Origin of the sequence: Bacillus sp. CDB3 (genome assembly GCF_002081505.1) — a bacterium.
Classification (GTDB): domain Bacteria; phylum Bacillota; class Bacilli; order Bacillales; family Bacillaceae_G; genus Bacillus_A; species Bacillus_A cereus_AT.
Genome location: NZ_ALBR01000041.1, coordinates 26,091 through 47,657, shown reverse-complemented (window position 1 = coordinate 47,657; position 21,567 = coordinate 26,091). Strand labels below are relative to the sequence as shown.

Below are 21,567 nucleotides of genomic sequence, written 5' to 3'. Positions count from 1 at the left end.
AAAAATAGAGAACGAAGTGGATCCACTATTAATTATTGATAGTCCAGATAAAACTTTATCTATTATGTATATTGCACATTCAGAAAATGAACCAAATCCATCTTCTGAAACGAAAGGACTATTATTACTTTCAGTAAGTGATATTAGCCTAATTTGTAGTAAGGAAATAACACTAAACGATTATATTAAGCAAGGTGGAATGGCTATTTTGAATGAAAAAATGAATAAGGAGTTAATCTTACAACCTTTTCCGCAACTTTTGTTTTTAGCAGAACTTTTAAAAAAGGATTCTGTATTACTTCAACAGTTTCTAAATTAGCAACAAAAGCCACCTTAATAAGGGGCTTTTGTTTTAAATAATTTAATGGTATGTGTATCCTCCATCTGGAAATAATACATTACCCCGTAGTAAAACTATTTTGCATTAAATATAGTACAGTATGTGCAATTTCATCATTATATCCAGCTCGCTGTACAAGAGAAAGAAATTTATAAGCTTCATAAGCAGCTAGTCTATTTTCGTTTTGTTCATTTTCCCTTCGTATCGTTCCAGGGGAAACAACATTAACTCTAATTGGAGCTAATTCAACAGCTAAAGCTTTCCCTAAACTTTCAATAGCACCATTACAAGCTCCGTAAGCAGGCGCTCCTTTAAGTGGCCGTTGACTAAATGCACCGGACATTAATACGATAGATCCAGAGTTTAAGAGAAAAGGAATTGCATATTTTACGGCATAATATTGTGGCCAAAACTTTCCGATAAAGCTGCTTTCGGCGATATCGTCCGTAGCAGTTATTGGTCCAAGTGTGTAAGAGGCTCCTGGTGTGAATAAATGATCAAAATTCCCAACTTTCTTGAAAAAATCTTGTAATTGGTTTTTATCTTGGTTATCCAATACATAAGTTTGAAGATGGTTGTTATTTATTACTTCTCGAGCAACCATTAATTTTTCTTCTGAACGTCCTGCAATAATAACATGTGCTCCTTGTTCAATTGCTTGTTTTGCTGTTGCTAATCCAATACCAGAACTCCCGCCAATGATAACGATATGTTTATCTTTTAATACAGTAATAGACATGATTAAACATCTCCCTTAATATAAGATTTAAAATAAGTTGTGTTAATTTTATTATTCGTTAAAAAATGACTACTGAAAAGTACGCACTTTATATGTACTTAGTCGCGAATTTCGTACTAATCGCTTATTGTACGGATACATAATATAAAAAATTACTGGGGGGAGTGGTGAGGAAAATGAATTTAGAGGAACCGAAATTAAAAGGGGTAATAGCAACATTGCAAATTATCGGAGGTAAATGGAAACCACTCATTTTATTTATATTATTAACAGACGGAACGAAACGGTTTGGTGAATTAAAGCGATTGATACCAGACATTTCTCAAGGAACATTAGCGAAGCAGCTTCGTGAATTAGAGCACGATCAACTAATAAAACGCGAAATTTATCAAGAAATACCACCTAAAGTGGAATATAGCTTAACTGAGCATGGAAAAACAGTCAGTACTGTTTTAGATAGTATGTGTGGTTGGGGAAGGGAACATTTAAAATTTACCGATAAAAATAGAGTGTAATATTATTATGTAAACTTAATGCGGTGTGTGGAATATGTTTTTCTGATAATTTGTATTTTATAATATGTAATTAAACAATGCGACACTTTCTATCATTGTTATTATGTATAATAGAAAGTAAGAATATTTTGGTAGCTATTGAATGCAATTAAGGGCGGTTATTTGAAAGGAGTGATGTTTTATGAACAAACAGAAAAAAACAAAATATGAGGTAAAAGTTATTTGAGTATGCGTATCATACCTCTATAAACTACGTTCGCTCAAAGCTAGGAGCAGCGCATGATAAATATTTCAATAGGAAAAAATCAATACCCTATAACATTAGCTGAGAATCATAATTTTAATTGGCTAAAGGATGTAGAAGTATTTACGGTTTTTAATCAGCAAGATTCAGGTAATATTAGCTTTGGTATTATTGAAAATGGACAACGATACTTTTTGAAGTATGCAGGTGCACGCAATTTAGAATACAAAGGTAATGTAGAGGACGCAATCCAACGATTAATGAAGGCAAAAGAAGTGTATGAACAAATTCAACATCCTGTACTAGTTCCATATATCAATTCCATTCAAATGCAAAATGGATTTTGTTTAAGGTTTCATTGGGTTAATGGGGAATGCATGCACAATCATTGGGACTTTACACCGTTTGAAAAGCACCATGCACCAAATTCGCCTTTTGTGAAGCTAAGAGGTTTATGTTTGACTAAGAGACTTAATATATTAACACAAATTTTTGAATTTGCAGCGTATGTGGAGTCATTAGATTATGTCATGGTTGATTTTTATGACGGTAGTATTTTATATAATTTTGAGCAGTCAAAACTGACGATTTGTGATATTGATTTCTTTCAAAAAACACCTGTATTCAATAAAATTGGGGAGGATTTTTGGGGTGCAGGTCGCTTTAAAGCACCGGAGGAATATGAACTGCATGCACCAATTACAAGTGAAACGAATGTGTATGTGTTAGCCGGAATTGCTTTTGCTTTTATCGGCGGGAAAAATGATAAAAGATATGAAAAATGGGAAAGCACACAAGAATTATATAATATATGTAAAAAAAGCTCTAGATAAAGAAAAAAGTAAAAGATACCGCACTGTTCAAGCATTTTATGAAGCTTGGCTTGCATATATAGAATAAATAATTGATGGCTCATTTTCATTAAGAACCTATAGAATATATAAGCATAAACAAAGGGGAAATAATAAAATGAATGAATTAGAGTACAAAAGCTTTTATGATAAAGTGGGAAGTGAAAACGGCTGGGATTTTAGTAGGCTAAAATGTGAGATTGTAGGAGACACCTGGGACTTTTATAGCGAAGTGAAAGCAAGATGTAAACCATCACATATTCTACTTGATGTTGGCACAGGTGGAGGAGAGAATATATTAAAAATAGCATCTTCAGCTGCATCACTGATTGGGATAGATAATTCTAATGGAATGATCAAAACAGCACATTCTAATTTGAATAAAGCAGGTGTACAAAACGTTGAATTTCTTCAAATGGATTCTGAATCTTTAACGTTTCCGCATGCTCATTTTGATATTGCTTCAAGTTGTCATGCACCATTTGTAGCATCTGAATTGGCAAAAGTAATAAAAAAAGGTTCTTTTTCTTAACGCAACAAGTTAGTGAACATGATAAATTAAATTTAAAAGAAGCATTTGGAAGAGGACAATGTTTAGGTGAAAGAGATGGTACTTTAAAAGAAAAATATGTGAGTGAACTGACTAATTCAGGATTTGAACTCGTACAAGTACGTGAATATGATGTTACTGATTATTACAGTACTCCTGAGGATCTCATTTTCTTATTAAAACATACGCCTATTATTCCTAGATTTGGAGAAAAAGAAGAGGACTTTAATATTTTACAAAAGTTCATTGACACTAATAGTTCTGAAAAAGGGATTCGTACGAATTCCAAAAGATTTATGATTATTGCTGTTAAATCATAGTGTATTTTAACGTAAAAGCTGATTTTCTTTAAAAGAAAATCAGCTTTTTTTGTGGAAAAGAATGCAGGGAAAACTTGAAAATCATAGAAATAGGTAAAGTGTTAATCAAAAAATCGAAATATGGGGGATAATTGTTTTGAAACGTTACTATATTAACAACGAAAAAATAAACGTACATATTACTGAGTGGGGAAATAATGACAAGCCAGTTATCTTTTGTTTACATGGATTAGGAAGTACGAGTTTAAGTTTTATAGAAATTGCAGAGGAATTAAAAGAAAATTATAGATTTATCTCTATTGATGCACCAGGTCACGGTAAAACACCTCCCTTTGAACGAACGGAAGATTATGAGATGCTGAATTTAGCAAACTGGTTAAATGAAATAATAAATGAACTGAGAATTGAACATTTCTATTTTTTATCACATTCGTGGGGAAGTTTTGTAGCACTATTTTATTTATTAAATAATCCAGAAAAAGTACTAGGAAGTATTCTTATTGGCGGTGGATATCAAACAAAAAGACTTAAAGAAGAAACACTTCAAGAGGAAATCGCGCATTACGAAAAAGATTTCGATGAATATGTTTTTAATAATTGGGATGAATTTTTCAAAAGTGAAAAAGAAACCTATACTAGGTGGTCTCCATTATTAGAACTTGCAGTAAAGGATCTTGGAATTGAAATGCATAGTAAAGTATGTTGGCATGCGCGAGGGATAACAGCTGGTAATATAATAAGAGGTATGCATAAAGATGAAACGATAGATATATACGAGAAGCTGCCAGCTAATATTGTATTACTTCGAGCTACAGTTCCGCAAGTTTGGGCGGATTATAGAGATAAGACAGTAAATGTTTTCAGAGAGAAAACTGACAGTATAGTAAAAGTAATTCCTGACACTACACATTTGTTGCATTGGGATAAACCAGAAGTTGTTATAGAGGAAATAAAAAGTAATTGGAGCTAACATATTCATACTAAAGTTGTAGTTTTGATATGAAAAATCCATCCTTCGGTTTGATTTTATCTATTTATAAGTGCAATACAATAAGAATAGATAATAAGAAACAAGGGGGAATGTAACGTGATTACACATATATCAGATATAAAACTACAAACGGTTTCTATAGAAGGGGTAAAACAAGTTTATAAAGACATATTATCTTTTCCAATAAAAAAAGAAACCGCATCATTTATTCAATTTGAAGTAACACCGTATACAACAATTAGTTTTCAAGAAGTATATGAACCAATTGCCCCTGCGCATTTCGCCTTTGAGATCCCATATTCAAAGTTTCATGAAACGGCAAAATGGCTTAAAGAGTCTGGATTACTCATTGTGAAAAGGAAAGATGGTCATACAATGGGTGAGGAGAATGGTCTATTCAATTTATACTTTAAAGATGGTGATGGAAATCTTCTCGAAATTATCGCACATAGTTATATAAAAGAAGACGTATTAGTTCCCCATTCACCGTTAAACATTTTATACGTAAGGGAAATCGGTCTTCCCGTTAAAAGTGTACCTGTATTTACGGAATGGTTGAAATCAAATCTAAATATGAAAACGATGGAAGATGGAGAGATTTTCAACTTTGTTATAGGTGGCACTGCATATATCGTTGCAACTTGGTGGCAGCGGCCTTGGATTCCAATTGCGATGAAAGCTTTACCACCGAAAGTACACGTATCTTTCGGAACACCTGATCACGCATTTTTAAAACGAATCCCAAATAATTTTAAGAAAAACAGTGTTCCATTTGAAAATAAACATAATGAAGTATTATTTATTCAACAGGGGTATACATTTTCTATTTTGCATACACCTGAGTTTCATTCCGATATTCCTAGAAAATTAAACTTGCCACTTTCGTTCTTATATTAAATAAAAAAGCCGACTTTCAATCCATAATTCTGGAAGGAATAGTCGGCTTTTCTTAATTTCCACACTGTTTTTTGCTTATCTTAACCCAAAAGTTTTACGATTCTTTTTAAATTAACGGTGAATATCGCCATTGCTCCTTGTAATTCCATACCAATTAGACCCGAGGATGAAGCCATATCGTACTCGTGTTACCCTCAAAACTCATTATTTTTATTAACTCCTTTGATGGCACTCGCTACCCCAATAGCAATGAGATTAATGCGATTACAGTTGAAGAAGCTGAATGTTTCTTCAGTAAATTTTTGTTTTAGTTTACTGAATTAATTGATTTATTCACTAGACTTTTTTCGCTCTTTATATCGTAATGAAAAATGAGTGAATGTTAATAGTTAGTAAAATCTTCGGATCCTTGAATCTCAATATGGGTGAATAGTGGCGAAAAATTAAATTGAAAATTATGAAAATTAATATTGCGCTCGTTTTTCGCCTCTGATATATTATATTTAAGTGAAAATTCACTAAATTATTATTTTTATTTACTAAAAATAGAAAAAGAGGTAATCATATTGGTAACATTAAATGAAATTGCCAAAAAGGCACAGATATCAAAAACGACTGTATCAAGAGTGTTAAATGAGGATCAAACTTTATCGGTTACAGAAGAGACTCGGAAAAAAATCCTTAAGGCTGCAGAAGAGTTAGATTACATACCTAAAAAGCAACGAAATATAGAAAAAAAAATTACCAATCCTAAGCAGTACGGAAAAATTGGGCTTTTGATGTATCTTTCTCAGGAATCGGAATTTGATGATCCATATTTTTTGGCCATTCGTAATGGAATTGAAAAGAGGATGATTGAATTGGGAATGGAACTATCGAAAATGTTGAGACCTCCCTTCAATAAAAAGGATCTAGAAGGATTGGATGGATTAATAGTAGTAGGAGTCATAGGTCAAGAAGAGGTGGAAAATCAAGTAAAACAAGTACAACATTTAGTGTTTGTCGATGTATCTCCTGACGAACAACTATATGATTCAGTGGTGATAGATTCTGAAAAAGCTACTGAAAAGGTTATTCAATACTTATTGGATTTAGGACACAAAAAAATAGGCTATATTGGTGGTCAATCATATACCATTGGTGGATTATCTGGAAAATTAGAGATTCATGATGTACGAAAAAGAACATATGAAAAAATGCTAACGGAACAGGGATTATATAACCCGGAATATACTTATATTGGAAAATGGACAACGAAAGATGGCTTAACGCTAATGGAGGAAGCGATCCATTCAGGGAATCTCCCTACCGCCTTTTTCATTGGAAGTGACCCTATGGCCATTAGTGCTTTGAAAGCTTTAACGGATGCAGGATTAAAAGTTCCTGATGATATCGCAATCTTTGGATTTGATGGGATTGAATTATGCGAATTTGTTACTCCTCCATTATCCACTGTAAAAGTTCATACCGAGGAGATGGGGAAAGTAGCAGTAAATCTTCTAGTTGAACGCATTGATGGGAGAACACTGCCATTAAAAGTGGTGGTTCCGACTAGTTTGATTATTAGAAAAAGTTGTGGAGGTGAGGGGGGTTGAAAAAATTTTAAGAAAGAATGAAAACGCATTCTTAAAGTTAAGTCTAAAGATTGTTTTACAAAAGACAAAATTGATCTTCAAAAAATGATAGGGGGGTTTATGTTGAAAAAAAGAATATCGTTATTATTAATTGTAGCTATTTCTTTGGTAACGGTGCTTTCTGCTTGCGTGAACAGTGAGAAATCTTCTAGTCAGGGTAATAAAAGTGGGGAGAAAGTATTACGCTTTGCTACATGGGATACTGGAGAGAGTCTCAAATACCAACAAGATATTGCGAAAAAGTTTGAAAAGGCGAATCCGGGAGTGAAAGTGCAAGTTGAAGCATATGCTGACGGGTTTGAGGATAAGCTGGCTGCTTCTTTCGGAGCAAAAAATCCCCCTGATGTCATGTATATGTGGAATTATCCAGATTACTATAAATCTCTGGAGCCACTTGATGACTACGTAAATAAAGACAGTAGTTTTAAAACTACTTTTGATGATTTTTATACGAATATTCTAAACTATCACAAATTTAAAAATAATACCTATGGATTTCCAATTGGTTTTACTACTCGCGTCATTTACTACAATAAAAAACTTTTCCAAGAAGCAGGGGTACCTCTTCCGACTTCTGGTTGGACTTGGGAGCAGTTCAGTGATGCAGCGAAAAAGTTATCCAATCCTGAAAAGAAACAATATGGGTTTGTTCTCTCTTCCAAAAAAAATTCATATGCATTCCAAGAATATGTATGGAGTAATGGGAGTAGTTTCATTAGTCCTGATGGCAAAAAGGTAGATGGATATATGAATAGTTCAAAAACACAAGAAATCCTTAATGGCTTTCAACATATGATTGATGAAAATAGTGCTATTGTGTCTGATAAAGTCACTGAAAGTTTCAAATCAGGGAAAATCGCTATGATCGAGAACGGCATTTGGCCTTTAGAAGATTTTAAAAAGGCTGGCATGGATTTTGGAACTGCAGAAATTCCATCCTTTCATGGACAACCTTCAAAGGGTGTTATCCATTCTGCAGGAATTGCAATGGCCAAAGACTCTAAAGAAAAAGACCTAGCTTGGAAATTTATCAAATACTTTGTATCAGCAGAAGCAGCAGAAATGAGAAAGACTGATATGCCAGTACTTAAGAGTGTGGTTTCCGAACAAAGTCATAAAAATGATCAGTTATTAAGTACATTCTATACTATGCTTGAAAGATCATCAGATACTCCAGGCTTTTTACTTACAAACAAATGGACAGAAGTTGACAAAAAACTAGATTATGCAATTAGCAGTGTATTATTAGGGCAAAATTCAGCAGATAAAGCCTTGAATGAAGCGGTTAAATTAACAGAGCCTGCATTGAAAAAATAGTTTAAGAGAAAGAAGGGGATCATTTCATGATTATAAAAACTGAAAATAAAATAACTCAAACGGTTCCCGAACGACCCATATCCATTCTATCAAAGATTAGATGGGGAGACCTTACTCCCTATCTATTCATTTCTCCTTGGATCATTGGTTTCATCTGTTTTACGTTCGGACCCTTGATTTTTTCTCTTATCATAAGCTTTTTTGATTGGCCTACTGTTGGAACCCCAACGTTTATTGGTTTCAAAAATTATGTTGATATGTTTACAAATGATCCAGTGTTTTGGCAATCTTTAGGAGTTACCTTTAAGTTTGCTGCTATTTTAGTACCGTTAAACATCGGTATTGCTCTCTTGCTAGCTATATTATTAAATCAAAAAGTAAAATGGCTTTCAGGCTATAGAACGATATTCTATCTTCCTACGGTTGTTTCGGGAGTAGCCCTTTCAATGATTTGGTCATGGATGTACGACGGAGAATACGGTTTACTAAACTATCTACTATCATTAATAGGCATTAATGGACCAAACTGGCTAAATGATCCAACCTGGTCACTTTTTGCCATCGTGTTTGCAGGTATTTGGGGGCAAGGGACTATGATGCTGATATTCTTAGCCGGTTTAAAAAATATACCGAAAGACCTATATGAAGCTGCAGATATAGATGGTGCAAGTAAATGGCAAAAGTTCAGTAAAATAACACTTCCGATGCTGAGTCCAACCATTCTGTTTAATGTCATTACTGCTATCATTTCAGCATTTCAACAGTTAACACTCGCGCTTGTTCTAACAGGTGGAGGGCCTTTAAGAAAGACGTATTTCTATGCGATGTATGTTTATGAAAATGCTTTCAAGTATTTTAAAATGGGTTATGCATCCGCAAATGCTTGGTTTATGTTCTTAATTATTTTGGCTCTGACATTACTGGTTTTCAAATCGTCTAATACTTGGGTTTACTATGAAAATGAAATGAAAAAGAAACAAAAATAGGAAAGGAGGAATATGATGATTACGAGAAGTATAACAACGAAGGTTATGGTACATACAATACTGATTATTTTTTGTTTATTTTTTATCGCACCATTTCTTTGGATGTTCATTACAGCTGTAAAAACCCCTGCTGAGACATTTGTTTTTCCCCCGAAACTAATTCCGTCTCAGTTTGAATTTAGTAATTTTTATAAAGCCTGGACTGTTTTACCTTTTACAACATTTCTGACAAATTCTTTGATTGTTACAGGATTAGGCATCATCGGACAACTATTATCATCTTCTTTAGTAGCTTATGGATTTGCCAGATTCAATTTTAAAGGAAGGGACATTCTTTTTCTAATTTTACTAGCAGGAATGATGATTCCCTGGGATGTAACTGCAATTCCCTTATATATGGAATTTAATCAGTTGGGCTGGATTAATACTTTAAAACCACTGATTGTTCCTAACTTTTTTGGATCACCCTATTTCATTTTTTTACTTCGCCAATTTTTATTAGGAGTTCCGAAAGAAATGGAAGAAGCAGCGATCATAGACGGGGCGAACCATTTTCAAATTTTTTCTCGGATATTCATTCCGTTAATGGCTCCAGTATTGGTGGTTGTCGGTGTGTTTCAAATGTTAGGCTCATGGAATGATTATTTAGGACCATTAATTTTTTTGAACGATCAAAGTAAATACACTTTAACGTTGGGACTCATGCAATTCAAAGGGATGTTTGGAGTTGATATGACTTCTATCATGGCTTCGACTCTATTAATTTGTATTCCTCCCATTATAGTATTTTTTATAGCACAGCGCTTTATCCTGGATGGCGTTCAAAATACAGGTATCAAATAATGTTTATTTCCTACCTGATCAAGGAAGACAGAAAGGAGGAAGTGGGCCGTGATCGCAAGGATTTATCATTTATTAGAATGGATTATGAAATTGTTATGTCTTAATTTATTGTGGATTGGATTTACATTGATTGGTTTTGGGGTGTTTGGATTATTCCCATCGACTGTTGCTATGTTCCAATTAATAATGGATTTGATCAACAAAAAGGATACAAAAATGGTAGCAACTTTTTGGAATTCCTATCAATCTAATTTTAAAAAATCGAACAAAATGGGTTTTGTCATCGTTTTAATAGGATCGATACTTATGACGGATCTTTATTTTTTTCAAATGTATGACACCTTGGTAAGTAGGGTTCTTTCCCTTATGAGTTTGTCAATGCTTTTATTTTATGTAGTGAATTTACTCTATATTATTCAGACATTTAATCATTTTGAAGTAAAAACATTTCATTATTTTAAATATGCCACATTAATAGGCATAGCAAATCCGATAAAAACGATCATGATCATCATCACTCTCATTCTGATGTCACTTCTTTTTTTAATATATCCAGGTCTATTATTCATGTTTGGTGGTAGTGGTATTGCACTAGTCATCGTATTGTTTACAAAAAATATTTTTGCTCGCTTAAAAGGTGTAGCTCTATAATTCAATATGCTAAAAAAGAAAAAGAGGAGGAGAGGCTATGATCACACAAAAGGTAAACATTGAGGCCATTCATGAAGAGAGTGTCAAAGTCAAAATTGACCAAAGAGAAGAAAATGGAGTTTTATTTGTTCATATCCATATAGGATCAGAACAACCCATTCAATTCCCAAAAGTTAATTTAGTTTGGCATCACCCAATTGTTGATATTCAATCATATTGGCATCCAGGATCCTCCCGTAGTAAAAGTTTCGGTGTGGATTGGGATGGAGGTTTTTCTTCTAAAGCAACAGTATTAGCCCCGGTTGGCTGTTTCTATAATCAAGAAGGACAAAACAGGCTGGCTGTAGCATATTCCAATGCGATGGATACTGTTAATTTTAATTTGGGCGTCCACGAAGAAACTGGAACGATGAAAGCGCAAATCACATTATTTACAGAGCCATCCAAAGTTCAATCATCCTATGATGGAGTGATTCGAGTCGATATGAGGGATATTCCTTATTATCAAGCAATCCAAGATATTTCCGTGTGGTATGAGGAAATGGATGGATATGGGCCATCCTTTGTTCCAGAAACTGCGAAGCTTCCTATGTATTCGACATGGTATAGCTTCCATCAGGACATATCTGATGATGAAATCGAGAAACAATGTGAGATTGCGAAACAGTTAGGTTGTGGGGCTGTTATCGTTGACGATGGCTGGCAGACAGAAGATGATCATCGTGGTTATGCTTATTGTGGAGATTGGGAAGTGTCTCCTAAAAGAATCGTGGACATGAGGGAACATGTTGAGAGAGTACATGATTTGGGGATGAAATATTTATTGTGGTATAGTGTACCATTTGTAGGAATCTATTCAAAGACATGGGAGCGATTCCGAAGTAAAATTTTATATTTCAGTGATAATCTCCAGGCAGGAGTTTTGGATCCACGTTACCCAGAAGTCAGGGGATATTTGATATCTACTTACGAAAAAGCTCTGAAAGAGTGGGATCTAGACGGATTTAAATTTGATTTTATTGATTTATTTGATTTAAATCGAGCGAAGGGACAAGCAATTCAATTTGATCCAGAACGGGATTATGAATCCGTACAGGAAGCGGTGGATCGTCTATTTACTGATATTATGGAAGGTTTAAAATTAATTAAGCCATCCATTATGGTTGAATTCAGACAAAGATATATCGGACCTTATATGAGGAAATATGGAAATATTTTCAGGGTAGGAGATTGCCCGAATGATGCAATTACAAACCGTGTTGGTATTATGGATCTACGCTTGCTATCAGGAAACACTGCTGTTCATTCCGATATGATTATGTGGAGTCCAGAAGATACGACTGAAAATGCGGCACTGCAATTAATCAATGTTATTTTTGGTGTACCGCAATTTTCAATGCGTTTTGAAAAATTAAATAAAGATCATTTTGAAATGGCAAAGTTTTGGCTAGGGTTTTCGAAAAAATACCAAGACGTATTATTAAATGGTGATTTAAAGCCTACTGCACCGGAATTACTTTATCCGATAGTAGAGGCTGTGAATGACTCAACCAGACTAATCGCCATTTACGCAGATGTTTGTATTAAGACTGGTACCAATATTCCCGAGGAATTTATTATTGTAAATGGCACTTTAAACGAGGAGTTCATCCTAGATTTAGAAACAGATCTTATCAATATAACAATTGAGACATACAGCTGCACTGGCAAATTAATCCGAAAACATAAAACCGATCTATCGAAAGGGTTACATAGGATGGAGACAGAGAAGTCTGGAGTTCTAATTTTTAGAAAATCCTAAATCGGATTATGGCTTCATGTTAATGAATGCTGGTATGCAACTAGAACAAACTGTTTTTAGCAACACTGCAATGGGACGATTTTTTTCACGGCTGTTTATTCTAAAAAGCCGATCCTAGTTGCTATAAATAATAAATAAAAATGGTTCATAAGGAGGATAAAAATGTCAAAAATCACATTTATAGGTGCAGGTAGCACGGTATTTGCGAAAAATGTTCTTGGTGATTGTATGCTTGTTCCAGCGTTAGAGGGATTTGAATTCGCACTATATGACATTGATGTGCAAAGGTTAAAAGATTCTGAGAATATGTTGACCAACTTGAAAGAAAGCTTGAATAAAAATATTCAAATCAAAGCCTATTTAGATCGAAAGGAAGCGCTTAAGGACGCAAAATACGTCATTAATGCCATTCAAGTGGGGGGGTATAAGCCAAGCACAGTGATTGATTTTGAAATTCCTAAGAAATATGGTTTACGGCAGACGATTGCTGACACGGTAGGGATAGGCGGTATCTTTCGTAATCTCCGAACCATTCCTGTGCTGCTAGACTTTGCAAAGGACATGGAAGAGGTTTGCCCTAATGCCCTCTTTCTAAATTACACCAACCCTATGGCGGTATTAACAGGCGTGATGAATCGTTTCACAGCAATTAAAACAGTGGGCCTATGTCACAGCGTTCAAAGTTGTACAAATGAACTATTCAAATCATTGGGCATGGATTCTGAAGGTGTTCAAGAAAAGATTGCAGGAATTAACCATATGGCATGGCTATTGGAAGTAACAAGAAATGGTGAGGATCTCTATCCAGAAATTAAAAGAAGGGCAAGAGAAAAGCAAAAAACAAAACATCATGATATGGTGAGATTTGAATTGATGGATAAGTTTGGCTATTATGTGACCGAATCATCGGAGCATAACGCCGAGTATCATCCGTACTTTATCAAATCTAGATATCCGGAGTTAATCGAAAAATACAATATTCCCCTTGATGAATATCTGCGCCGTTGTGAACAGCAAATCAAGAAGTGGGAAACTATGCGGGAGGAATTAGTCAATAATAAGGCATTAGACCATGTACGCTCAAAAGAATACGGTTCATTTATCATTGAAGCCATTGAAACGAATATCCCATTTAAATTTAATGGAAATATACTAAATACCGGAAGATTGATTAGCAACTTACCTGAAAAAGCCTGTGTGGAAGTTACGTGTATAGCGGATCGAAGTGGCATAACTCCAACGTATGTTGGAGATCTCCCTGAGCAGCTTGCTGCATTAAACCGTACTAATATTAATACGCAGCTGCTAACCATTGAAGCTGCCATTACATGTAATCGAGAATATATTTACCAGGCGGCGATGCTAGATCCTCACACGGCCGCAGAATTGTCATTGGATGATATTGTTTCCCTTTGTGATGATTTAATAGAGGCACATGGAGAGTGGCTTCCAGAATTTAAGAAAAAAGAGGAGATTGCCTTCAACTTGTAGGATTTTATTTTAATCAAGTAAAACAACGTACAAAGCTATATCAATCATAAATGATTTTTCCTGCTATCAGCAGTTACGATCTCGAAACTACTAAAAGTAGTTTCTATTTGGGGGAATCACTAAGTCTTATGCATTTATGCCGCGAAAGTCCCTTGACGATGAGGGTGTAGAGGCTCGTGGTCAAGGGAACCGTGGAATAAAAAGCGTAGGACAAAAAGAAAATTAAAATTAGAGATTCTGTAACTCAATTCGATCTAATTCTTTTTGTCTATTTCTTTTAAAACGTTCTCTGCCTGAATTCCATATACTTAAAAGCACGCATAAACCAGCTATTATCATTAGCCATGTAGAGAAATAATCACCATTAGCTATTAGTTTATTAAAAAAGAAGCTAATAAAACCTATGCATGCTACAGGAAGAATTCCACCTAAATAAGGGGTTTTTCGAGATGATAAAAAGCTTTGAGTAACTATAATAATAACAACTATTATTCCAACTACAGGGCTCATAATTAAACATTCCTTTCTTTTTTATATTTTTCTATGATGATTTTAGCGACGTCTAGACTAATTCGTTCATCAATAACAAAGCCCTTAATCATATTTACAAACTCTACATCCTCTTCCTTACTATGTACTTCAATCTTTTGTAGTAACCTATCTAATTTGGCACGTACTGTTGGATAAGAAACATCATACAGGTTAGACATGTTTTTTAAAGAGCTAGAATTCAATATAAACTTTCGAATAAACTCTAAGGATTCCTTAAAGGACTATAAAAAAGAGAAAACTTCCGTATCGTAATTGTTGCCGAGACAAGCCACGAGAGGAGTTTTCGTTTTTTACTCTAAGGTTATCAAAATGATTTTACCATATGATTACGGACTTGGGTTAATTCGTTCTTTAACGGCTTCGTTTCGCCTTGAAATTGTGCGTCGTTGTCACGGTCGTGCCTTGTCAGATGTGGTACGGGAATACGACATTCCTTATACCACGTTAGAAACATGTATAGAAAAAATTAGATACTGCTATTAGAACTTACTTAAAATACGATATTGTGTCTAGAAATAATGATGAACTATTACAAGTGAGCCAGTGAATATTGAGCTGATTTTCTTATTTAAAATGAATGCAAGAGAGAGGTTTATACTTATGGAAAAGAAACGTGAACTAGCTTTAAAATTTGCTGAGGTATTTGGACCTCAAGAAACAACTCAATATTTTTCTCCAGGACGTATCAACTTAATCGGAGAACATACAGACTATAATGGTGGCTATGTATTCCCCGCTTCGATTACTTATGGAACTTATGGAGTCGCTAGACGTCGTGAGGATGGTAGAGTATTAGTTTATTCAACGAATTTTAAAGAAATTGGAGTAATTAGCTTCACGTTGAATGAACTGGATTACGATAAAAATGCGAATTGGGCAAATTATGTAAAAGGAGTTATCTTAACACTGAAAGAATCAGGTCATAAAATAGACTGTGGTTTTGAGTTGTTAGTTGAAGGAACGATTCCAAACGGAGCGGGTCTTTCAAGTAGTGCTTCACTTGAATTACTTGTAGGGGTAGTATTAGAAGACTTGTTCAACTTAGACGTAACGCGACTTGAATTAGTGAAAATGGGTAAAAAAGTTGAAAATGAATTCATTGGTGTAAATTCTGGTATCATGGATCAATTTTCCATTGGATTTGGCGAGAAAGACAAAGCGATTCTCCTTGATACCAATACGTTAGAGTATGAAATGGTTCCAGTGGTTTTGGACGACTATGCAATTGTAATTATGAATACTAATAAACGTCGTGAACTAGCAGATTCAAAATATAATGAGAGACGTGCTGAATGTGAAGAAGCACTCGCACGTCTCCAAACGAAGTTAGAGATTAATGCACTTGGAGAACTAAGCGAAGCAGAATTTGATGGAAACCAAAATCTTATTGGAGATGAAGTCCTTATTAAACGCGCGAAGCATGCAGTTTACGAAAATGAACGCACAAAAAAAGCCAAAGCAGCTCTTACTGCAGGTGATTTAGAAGAATTCGGAAAGCTATTGAATGCTTCTCATACATCTTTAAGAGATGATTATGAAGTAACCGGGATTGAATTAGATACATTGGTGGCAACTGCGCAAATACAAGAGGGTGTGCTTGGAGCCCGTATGACTGGAGCTGGATTTGGGGGATGCGCCATCGCATTAGTAAAAAAAAGTGAAACCAACACTTTTAAAAACAATGTTTATGATGAGTATATCAAAGTTGTAGGATATGCGCCTGTCTTTTATGTGGCACACATTGGTAGCGGAACTAAAGTGATTGGATGATGAATGGGGTGGAAACGATGAACACATGTCAAGCAATTTATGATTTTATTACACTTGCAATTGAAAATGGAACCATTGAAGAAAATGACCGAATTTATATGCACAATCAACTATTACGTTTGCTTGGTGAATCGGAAATGGAGGAGATTACTAGTGTAGTCGAAACGGACCCACATGTGCTGTTAGATACGCTTTTGGATAAAGCGACGGAAAATCTTACTATTTCTAAAAACCAGGCCAATCGTGATATGTTCGAAGCACTTTTAATGAATGTGATTACACCACTTCCATCCAAGGTCAATGTGAATTTTCAGGAGAGATATCGCAAAAGTCCTGAACAAGCAACGGATTATTTCTTTGAACTAAGTAAACGCAATGATTATATAAAGACCCGTGCGATTGCAAAAAATATTCATTATTTAGCAGAATCAAAATATGGTGAACTTGAGATTACTATTAATTTATCCAAACCAGAGAAAAATCCAAAAGAGATTTTAGCGGCAAGAAATACACCGAAGGGTAATTATCCAAAATGTTTACTTTGTATTGAAAATGAAGGGTATTTCGGTCGCTGGAACCATCCAGGTAGAAGCAGTCACCGAATCATTAACATCGAGCTAGATGGAGAAGAATGGGGTTTTCAATATTCACCATATGCATACTTTAATGAACACTCCATCGTATTATCTAAGAAGCATCGACCAATGAAAATTTCTCGTGAGGCATTCTCTCGTTTATTCAGTTTTGTAGAAATCATGCCACACTATTTTATTGGTTCAAATGCGGATTTACCTATTGTAGGAGGATCTATCTTAAGTCATGATCATTATCAAGCTGGACGCCATAACTTTCCGATGGCTAAGGCTAAAGTTCTTAAAACATTTGAACTATGTGACTATCCAAATATTTCTTGCGGTATTGTCAACTGGCCAATGAGTGTGATTCGCCTCTCTTCTTCAAACAAAGAGGAACTAATTAATGCCAGCACCTACATCCATGAAAGTTGGAAGAACTATTCGGATGAATTTTTACAAATTCGTGCGCAATCAAAATATGGCACACAACATCATACGATTACACCAATTGTGCGGCGTCGCGAAGAAAAGTATGAAATTGATCTTGTACTGCGTGATAATAATGTGAGTGAAGAATACCCTGATGGAATCTTTCATTCACATCCAGATGTACAGCATATTAAGAAAGAAAATATCGGGCTTATTGAAGTCATGGGCCTAGCGATTCTCCCTTCACGTTTGATTGAGGAGCTTCATGAAGTTGAGCTGTACTTGTTAAATAAAGAAGCGAATGTTTCTGAACTCCATCAAAAATGGGCAGATGAATTAAAAGCCCAGAGTGGCTATGCGGAAGAGACCATCCAAAGCTTTCTTCAAACTGAAGTTGCAAAAAAATTCGAATGCATATTAGAAGATGCTGGTGTCTATAAAATGAATGAAGATGGTAGAGCAGGATTTGATCGCTTTATCAAAGAATTACAAAGCGCAAATCGAGAGGTGATGACGAAATGACAGTTTTAGTTTTAGGTGGTGCAGGCTATATCGGTTCACATGCCGTCAATCAATTATACCCCTAAATTTAAGGGGAATTCTGTTATAAGATGCATCAGTACAAGTTATTAAATTTTTTATCGGATTTATGTCAGTTACAGTCATATATCTAGTAAGTAAATGATCATCTCTATAATAAGTAATCAATTTCTTCTCTTCAGAAAGAAATGAACATAATAACATGTTTTCAATACGCTCTTGTTCGTCTGGGGTTAATGTAGGGCGCTCCACTTTTTTCTGCTTTTTAACAATCTTACGAATACTTTACTGTAAGGAGAGAAATGAATTGAATCTAGAAAATCCGATAGCAAAAGGAAATACGGCTGAAATTTATCTATGTGATAATAAAGTTGTAAAATTGTTTGAAAAATACCTCCCTAATACAGAATCTCTATATGAAGCACAAAAACAAAAGTATGCATATTCACGTGATTTACAAGTTCCTAAAGTATTTGAAGTTACAGAGGTACAAGGAAGACAAGCTATTATTATGGAATATGTAGAAGGAGAAAGTGTTGGTAAGCTCCTACTTAATAATTTGAATAAAGCAGAGCATTACATTGGCCTATGTGTTAATGAGCAAAAAAAGATTCATGCTATACGTGTGAATACGGATGAAATAGAATCAATGAGGGAAAGGTTAGAGTGTCAAATTAAATCTGTACATAAATTGGATGAAAAACAAAAGGAAAATATATTGAATAAGTTACATTCAATCAAATTTGAACCTAGATTATGCCATGGGGATTTCCATCCATTTAATCTAATTTTGAGTAAAAAGAATGTGAATATTATAGATTGGGTAGATGCTAGTTCAGGTGATATTCGTGCAGATGTGTTTCGTACATATTTATTGTATGCGCAGTCTTATATAGAATTAGCGGAAATGTATTTACAAATATATTGCAGTAATACTGATCTAACAAGAGATGAGATCTTTCAATGGGCTCCTATTATTATTGCAGCTAGATTTTCTGAGAAAATATCTCCGCAAAATGAAGTGTATTTGAAAAGATTATTGAATCAGTTTTTATAAGTAATAAAACAAAGGTTGTCTAGTAGCTAATTAATAAATGCTGTTGTTTAACTAAAGTTTCCTTATAGTTAAACAACAGCATTTTTAAATATTGATATAGGCATACTTATTTTCAATCTTCATCCTATAAAGATTCATTATTCGTACTTGTTCCTCAGTTAATTCTTCTTTATCCCAATACATATGCATTAAACTATATTCAAAAATCTCCTTTAATTTAATAAAAAATGGAAATAGATCTATCATTTCTTTAGGAATCTCATTTTCTTCTTGGTATCCGTCGATTATTGCATTTGTAATAGAATTCTCATAGTCGACTATGTTACCATTCCCAACGAATGAATATTCTATCGCACTATAGATTGGGACTGCTAAATCGAATATGTAAAAATGTTTCTCACAGTCTTGAAAATCAATCATTGTTAAATTCGAATTATTTTCGACTAATATGTTTTCTAACCATAAATCTCCATGTATTAAGCCGTAATTTGAAGGATTCTTTGGCAGTTCCTTTATAGAAGTTAAAACGTCAGATGCAATTTCTCTTATAGTAGTTTCTTCTTTAGGGATATAGTTAATAAAATTATACTCTTCATTTTCATACCAGTCGTTTATATGTATTACTGGTTCAAGTCTTTCAAAGTCTTTAGATATACGATGTAATTTTCCAATTTGTTGACCAAGCTTTTTAAATACATTAGAATTCCATTCGTTTCTTGGTAAATGTATACCAGGAGCAGCTTTATATAATACAGTAAAGAGTTCTTTGTCTAATGTTATTTTTTCTACTAAATCCCCTGATATAGAAGGAATTATTGGAGGGACTCCTAACCCTTTTTTTATATAAAAAGTCCGTATATTTAACTTCTTCCAACTGTTCTTCATACGTTTTATAGTTAGTTATTCTAACGAAGTAATTACCTTGTTCTGCGAGACATTGATACATTTCGTTTGTTACTGGTATAATTTCAATAAAATTCAATGGATATAGTTTATTAATTTGTTTAAGTATTTCTATTTCTAAATTTTTCATTATAACTTCCTTTCCAAACATAAATTTTCCACCCACAAAACTATTAGTTCCTTATCTTACAAATTTCGTGTTTTATTTGGTAGAATCCTTTAAAAAGATATATCCTGTAAAAGCCCGATTAGTACGGAATAATAATCGGTGGGGAAGAATAAACTCCACCCTGATTAAAGTTTCACTTCATTGGAAAGTTAAGTAAATGTATGACAAAATAAGATAGCTGAAAAAATATGAAAATAAAAGTTACATATAGTAGTTAAGTTTTTTTGTGGAAGTGTAATGTTATAAATCACAAGAAATATCAAAAGAAGGAAAAGGATACCTCGTATAATCTTATTGGGGAGTGAAGTTATTGAATAAACATATACAACTTATGATCGATTGGATTGAGGGGAATTTGAAAAGTGAATTTTCATTAGATGAATTATCTAATTATATGGGGTATACTCCTTATTATTGTTCTTTTAAATTTCACCAAGTAACAGGAATAAGTATTAGACGCTATATTCTTCTCAGAAGATTGTATTTATCTACGGAAGATTTGACGAATAATAGGAAGATAATTGATATTGCATTTAATTACGATTACTCTTCGCAAGAGGCTTATAGTAGAGCTTTTAAAACTGTTTTTGGTATAACCCCAAGAGAATTCCAACTTAACAAAAAGCCCGTTCAATCATTTATTAAACTCTCAATCAATAATGGCAAGGAGTGGGATAGAATGAATTTCTCTAGAAAAATTGAAGTTGATCAGTTACGAAATGCGAAGAGTGAGCTGTTTGATAAAGATGTACTAAACATATTAAATGGTCAATTTATGTATGAAGAATTTAAAAGTGAAAAACTAATGGGGGAGTCTGATTATGCTCCATTTAATGAAGCTATGTGTGTAAATGCGACTACTGCACAGATTTTTGATGAAGAGTTTATTAAAACAAGGGCAGAAGGACACCAAGGCACTGTAGAAAATTATATGAAAAAGGTTATTCATCCTTTAGAGGATCTTTTTAAGAAAGAGTATAAATGTATTGTTTTATGGTTCGGTGAAGATATGTTTTGCCAAATGAATCTACTTACAGTACTTTCTTACCTTGAACAGTCTGGTTATAAGGGCAAAGTATACTTAAATAGCTTCAGAGAGGATGAATTTAAAGTAAGTCAAATTGAACTTGAATTAGGAAACTATTTTTCTGTTTACAATGAAGTGCTAGTAAATCATAAAAAGCCATCTCATGAGGTACTACCTGTAATGTATCAGGCGATAGATTTATATTTAGAAATGCTAAAAGAAAATAATGTAGTAGTAAAGTATATTTCCAAAAATAAAGGTTTACCAACACAAGAGTTATTAAAAAGGTTGTTTAATCTTTTTCCAACAATAGGATATGGGGACCTACAATATATAGAACTTATTAATAAAGCGAGATGAAAATTGAAACTAATT

The 21,567-nt window shown here is 34.0% G+C and carries 17 protein-coding genes and 5 pseudogenes; 17 read left to right on the top strand and 5 right to left on the bottom strand.

The genetic code is table 11. The features are described 5' to 3' along the window. Positions 1-319: pseudogene (locus CDB3_RS11580) on the top strand (NUDIX hydrolase); the annotation flags it as partial. A gap of 42 nt (positions 320-361) precedes the next feature. Here CDB3_RS11580 and CDB3_RS11575 read toward each other — a convergent pair. Continuing rightward, positions 362-1,079, bottom strand: a pseudogene (locus CDB3_RS11575) (SDR family oxidoreductase). 176 nt (positions 1,080-1,255) lie between these two features. On the opposite strand from CDB3_RS11575, the gene CDB3_RS11570 reads away from it, so the two are divergent. The 12 genes and pseudogenes from CDB3_RS11570 to melA all read left to right on the top strand — a co-directional run bounded on the left by CDB3_RS11570 (position 1,256) and on the right by melA (position 14,170). Next, positions 1,256-1,594: a winged helix-turn-helix transcriptional regulator gene (locus tag CDB3_RS11570; protein WP_128854590.1), complete on the top strand. Its 339-nt coding sequence runs from the start codon at positions 1,256-1,258 to the stop codon at positions 1,592-1,594. A 279-nt stretch (positions 1,595-1,873) separates the two neighbouring features. Then, positions 1,874-2,671, top strand: coding sequence for a serine/threonine protein kinase (locus CDB3_RS11565; protein WP_256869760.1), 798 nt, complete (start codon positions 1,874-1,876; stop codon positions 2,669-2,671). Positions 2,672-2,807: 136 nt separating this feature from the next. Then, positions 2,808-3,559 (top strand): annotated as a pseudogene (locus CDB3_RS11560) (class I SAM-dependent methyltransferase). 136 nt (positions 3,560-3,695) lie between these two features. Further along, positions 3,696-4,529, top strand: coding sequence for an alpha/beta fold hydrolase (locus tag CDB3_RS11555; RefSeq protein WP_128854584.1), 834 nt, complete (start codon positions 3,696-3,698; stop codon positions 4,527-4,529). Between the two features lie 117 nt (positions 4,530-4,646). After that, complete coding sequence (locus tag CDB3_RS11550) at positions 4,647-5,447, top strand: VOC family protein (RefSeq protein WP_128854583.1); 801 nt, start codon at positions 4,647-4,649, stop codon at positions 5,445-5,447. Between the two features lie 566 nt (positions 5,448-6,013). Further along, positions 6,014-7,042 (top strand): LacI family DNA-binding transcriptional regulator, encoded by a 1,029-nt coding sequence (locus CDB3_RS11545; protein ID WP_128854582.1) that lies wholly within the window; start codon positions 6,014-6,016, stop codon positions 7,040-7,042. Between the two features lie 102 nt (positions 7,043-7,144). Continuing rightward, on the top strand, positions 7,145-8,398 hold the full coding sequence (locus CDB3_RS11540; protein ID WP_128854589.1) for an ABC transporter substrate-binding protein: 1,254 nt from the start codon (positions 7,145-7,147) through the stop codon (positions 8,396-8,398). A 26-nt stretch (positions 8,399-8,424) separates the two neighbouring features. Then, entirely contained in the window at positions 8,425-9,384 is a 960-nt protein-coding gene (locus tag CDB3_RS11535; RefSeq protein WP_128854581.1) for a carbohydrate ABC transporter permease, read from the top strand. Positions 9,385-9,399: 15 nt separating this feature from the next. Further along, positions 9,400-10,227 carry a carbohydrate ABC transporter permease gene (locus CDB3_RS11530; protein WP_128854580.1) on the top strand — a complete coding sequence of 276 codons (828 nt, stop codon included), beginning with the start codon at positions 9,400-9,402 and terminating at the stop codon, positions 10,225-10,227. A 48-nt stretch (positions 10,228-10,275) separates the two neighbouring features. After that, positions 10,276-10,878: a YesL family protein gene (locus CDB3_RS11525; protein ID WP_002110046.1), complete on the top strand. Its 603-nt coding sequence runs from the start codon at positions 10,276-10,278 to the stop codon at positions 10,876-10,878. A 37-nt stretch (positions 10,879-10,915) separates the two neighbouring features. Further along, positions 10,916-12,679 carry a glycoside hydrolase family 36 protein gene (locus CDB3_RS11520; RefSeq protein ID WP_128854579.1) on the top strand — a complete coding sequence of 588 codons (1,764 nt, stop codon included), beginning with the start codon at positions 10,916-10,918 and terminating at the stop codon, positions 12,677-12,679. Positions 12,680-12,841: 162 nt separating this feature from the next. After that, positions 12,842-14,170, top strand: a complete 1,329-nt coding sequence (melA, locus tag CDB3_RS11515) for an alpha-glucosidase/alpha-galactosidase (protein ID WP_128854578.1) — start codon at positions 12,842-12,844, stop codon at positions 14,168-14,170. Between the two features lie 228 nt (positions 14,171-14,398). Here melA and CDB3_RS11510 read toward each other — a convergent pair whose 3' ends face one another. Continuing rightward, entirely contained in the window at positions 14,399-14,680 is a 282-nt protein-coding gene (locus CDB3_RS11510) for a hypothetical protein (RefSeq protein ID WP_128854577.1), read from the bottom strand. Positions 14,681-14,682: 2 nt separating this feature from the next. Further along, a pseudogene (locus CDB3_RS11505) lies at positions 14,683-14,937 on the bottom strand (DUF2089 family protein); the annotation flags it as partial. A gap of 385 nt (positions 14,938-15,322) precedes the next feature. Between CDB3_RS11505 and CDB3_RS11500 the strand changes: the two are divergent. Then, entirely contained in the window at positions 15,323-16,492 is a 1,170-nt protein-coding gene (locus tag CDB3_RS11500) for a galactokinase (RefSeq protein ID WP_128854576.1), read from the top strand. Continuing rightward, positions 16,489-18,018, top strand: coding sequence for a UDP-glucose--hexose-1-phosphate uridylyltransferase (gene galT, locus CDB3_RS11495; RefSeq protein ID WP_128854575.1), 1,530 nt, complete (start codon positions 16,489-16,491; stop codon positions 18,016-18,018). Before CDB3_RS11500 ends, galT begins: the two co-directional genes overlap by 4 nt. Positions 18,019-18,063: 45 nt before the next feature. On the opposite strand, the gene CDB3_RS11490 is transcribed toward galT, so the two are convergent. After that, entirely contained in the window at positions 18,064-18,318 is a 255-nt protein-coding gene (locus CDB3_RS11490; RefSeq protein ID WP_128854588.1) for a YolD-like family protein, read from the bottom strand. Positions 18,319-18,343: 25 nt separating this feature from the next. Here CDB3_RS11490 and CDB3_RS11485 point away from each other — a divergent pair, with 25 nt between their 5' ends. Then, a complete protein-coding gene (locus CDB3_RS11485) occupies positions 18,344-19,093 on the top strand; it encodes an aminoglycoside phosphotransferase family protein (RefSeq protein WP_128854574.1) in 750 nt (249 codons plus the stop codon). Positions 19,094-19,177: 84 nt separating this feature from the next. On the opposite strand, the pseudogene CDB3_RS11480 reads toward CDB3_RS11485, so the two are convergent. Then, positions 19,178-20,126: pseudogene (locus CDB3_RS11480) on the bottom strand (phosphotransferase enzyme family protein). Positions 20,127-20,475: 349 nt separating this feature from the next. On the opposite strand from CDB3_RS11480, the gene CDB3_RS11475 reads away from it, so the two are divergent. Continuing rightward, the gene (locus CDB3_RS11475; protein WP_128854573.1) at positions 20,476-21,552 is read left to right on the top strand and encodes a helix-turn-helix domain-containing protein; all 1,077 of its coding nucleotides are present in this window, start codon (positions 20,476-20,478) and stop codon (positions 21,550-21,552) included. Positions 21,553-21,567: the final 15 nt, after the last annotated feature.

What these genes read in the sequence shown, in the direction of transcription:
- CDB3_RS11570 (WP_128854590.1), top strand. Translation starts at nt 1,256, where the DNA reads ATGAATTTAGAGGAACCGAAATTAAAAGGGGTAATAGCAACATTGCAA.
- CDB3_RS11565 (WP_256869760.1), top strand. Translation starts at nt 1,874, where the DNA reads ATGATAAATATTTCAATAGGAAAAAATCAATACCCTATAACATTAGCT.
- CDB3_RS11535 (WP_128854581.1), top strand. Translation starts at nt 8,425, where the DNA reads ATGATTATAAAAACTGAAAATAAAATAACTCAAACGGTTCCCGAACGA.
- CDB3_RS11530 (WP_128854580.1), top strand. Translation starts at nt 9,400, where the DNA reads ATGATTACGAGAAGTATAACAACGAAGGTTATGGTACATACAATACTG.
- CDB3_RS11520 (WP_128854579.1), top strand. Translation starts at nt 10,916, where the DNA reads ATGATCACACAAAAGGTAAACATTGAGGCCATTCATGAAGAGAGTGTC.
- melA (WP_128854578.1), top strand. Translation starts at nt 12,842, where the DNA reads ATGTCAAAAATCACATTTATAGGTGCAGGTAGCACGGTATTTGCGAAA.
- CDB3_RS11510 (WP_128854577.1), bottom strand. Translation starts at nt 14,680, where the DNA reads ATGAGCCCTGTAGTTGGAATAATAGTTGTTATTATTATAGTTACTCAA.
- CDB3_RS11500 (WP_128854576.1), top strand. Translation starts at nt 15,323, where the DNA reads ATGGAAAAGAAACGTGAACTAGCTTTAAAATTTGCTGAGGTATTTGGA.
- galT (WP_128854575.1), top strand. Translation starts at nt 16,489, where the DNA reads ATGATGAATGGGGTGGAAACGATGAACACATGTCAAGCAATTTATGAT.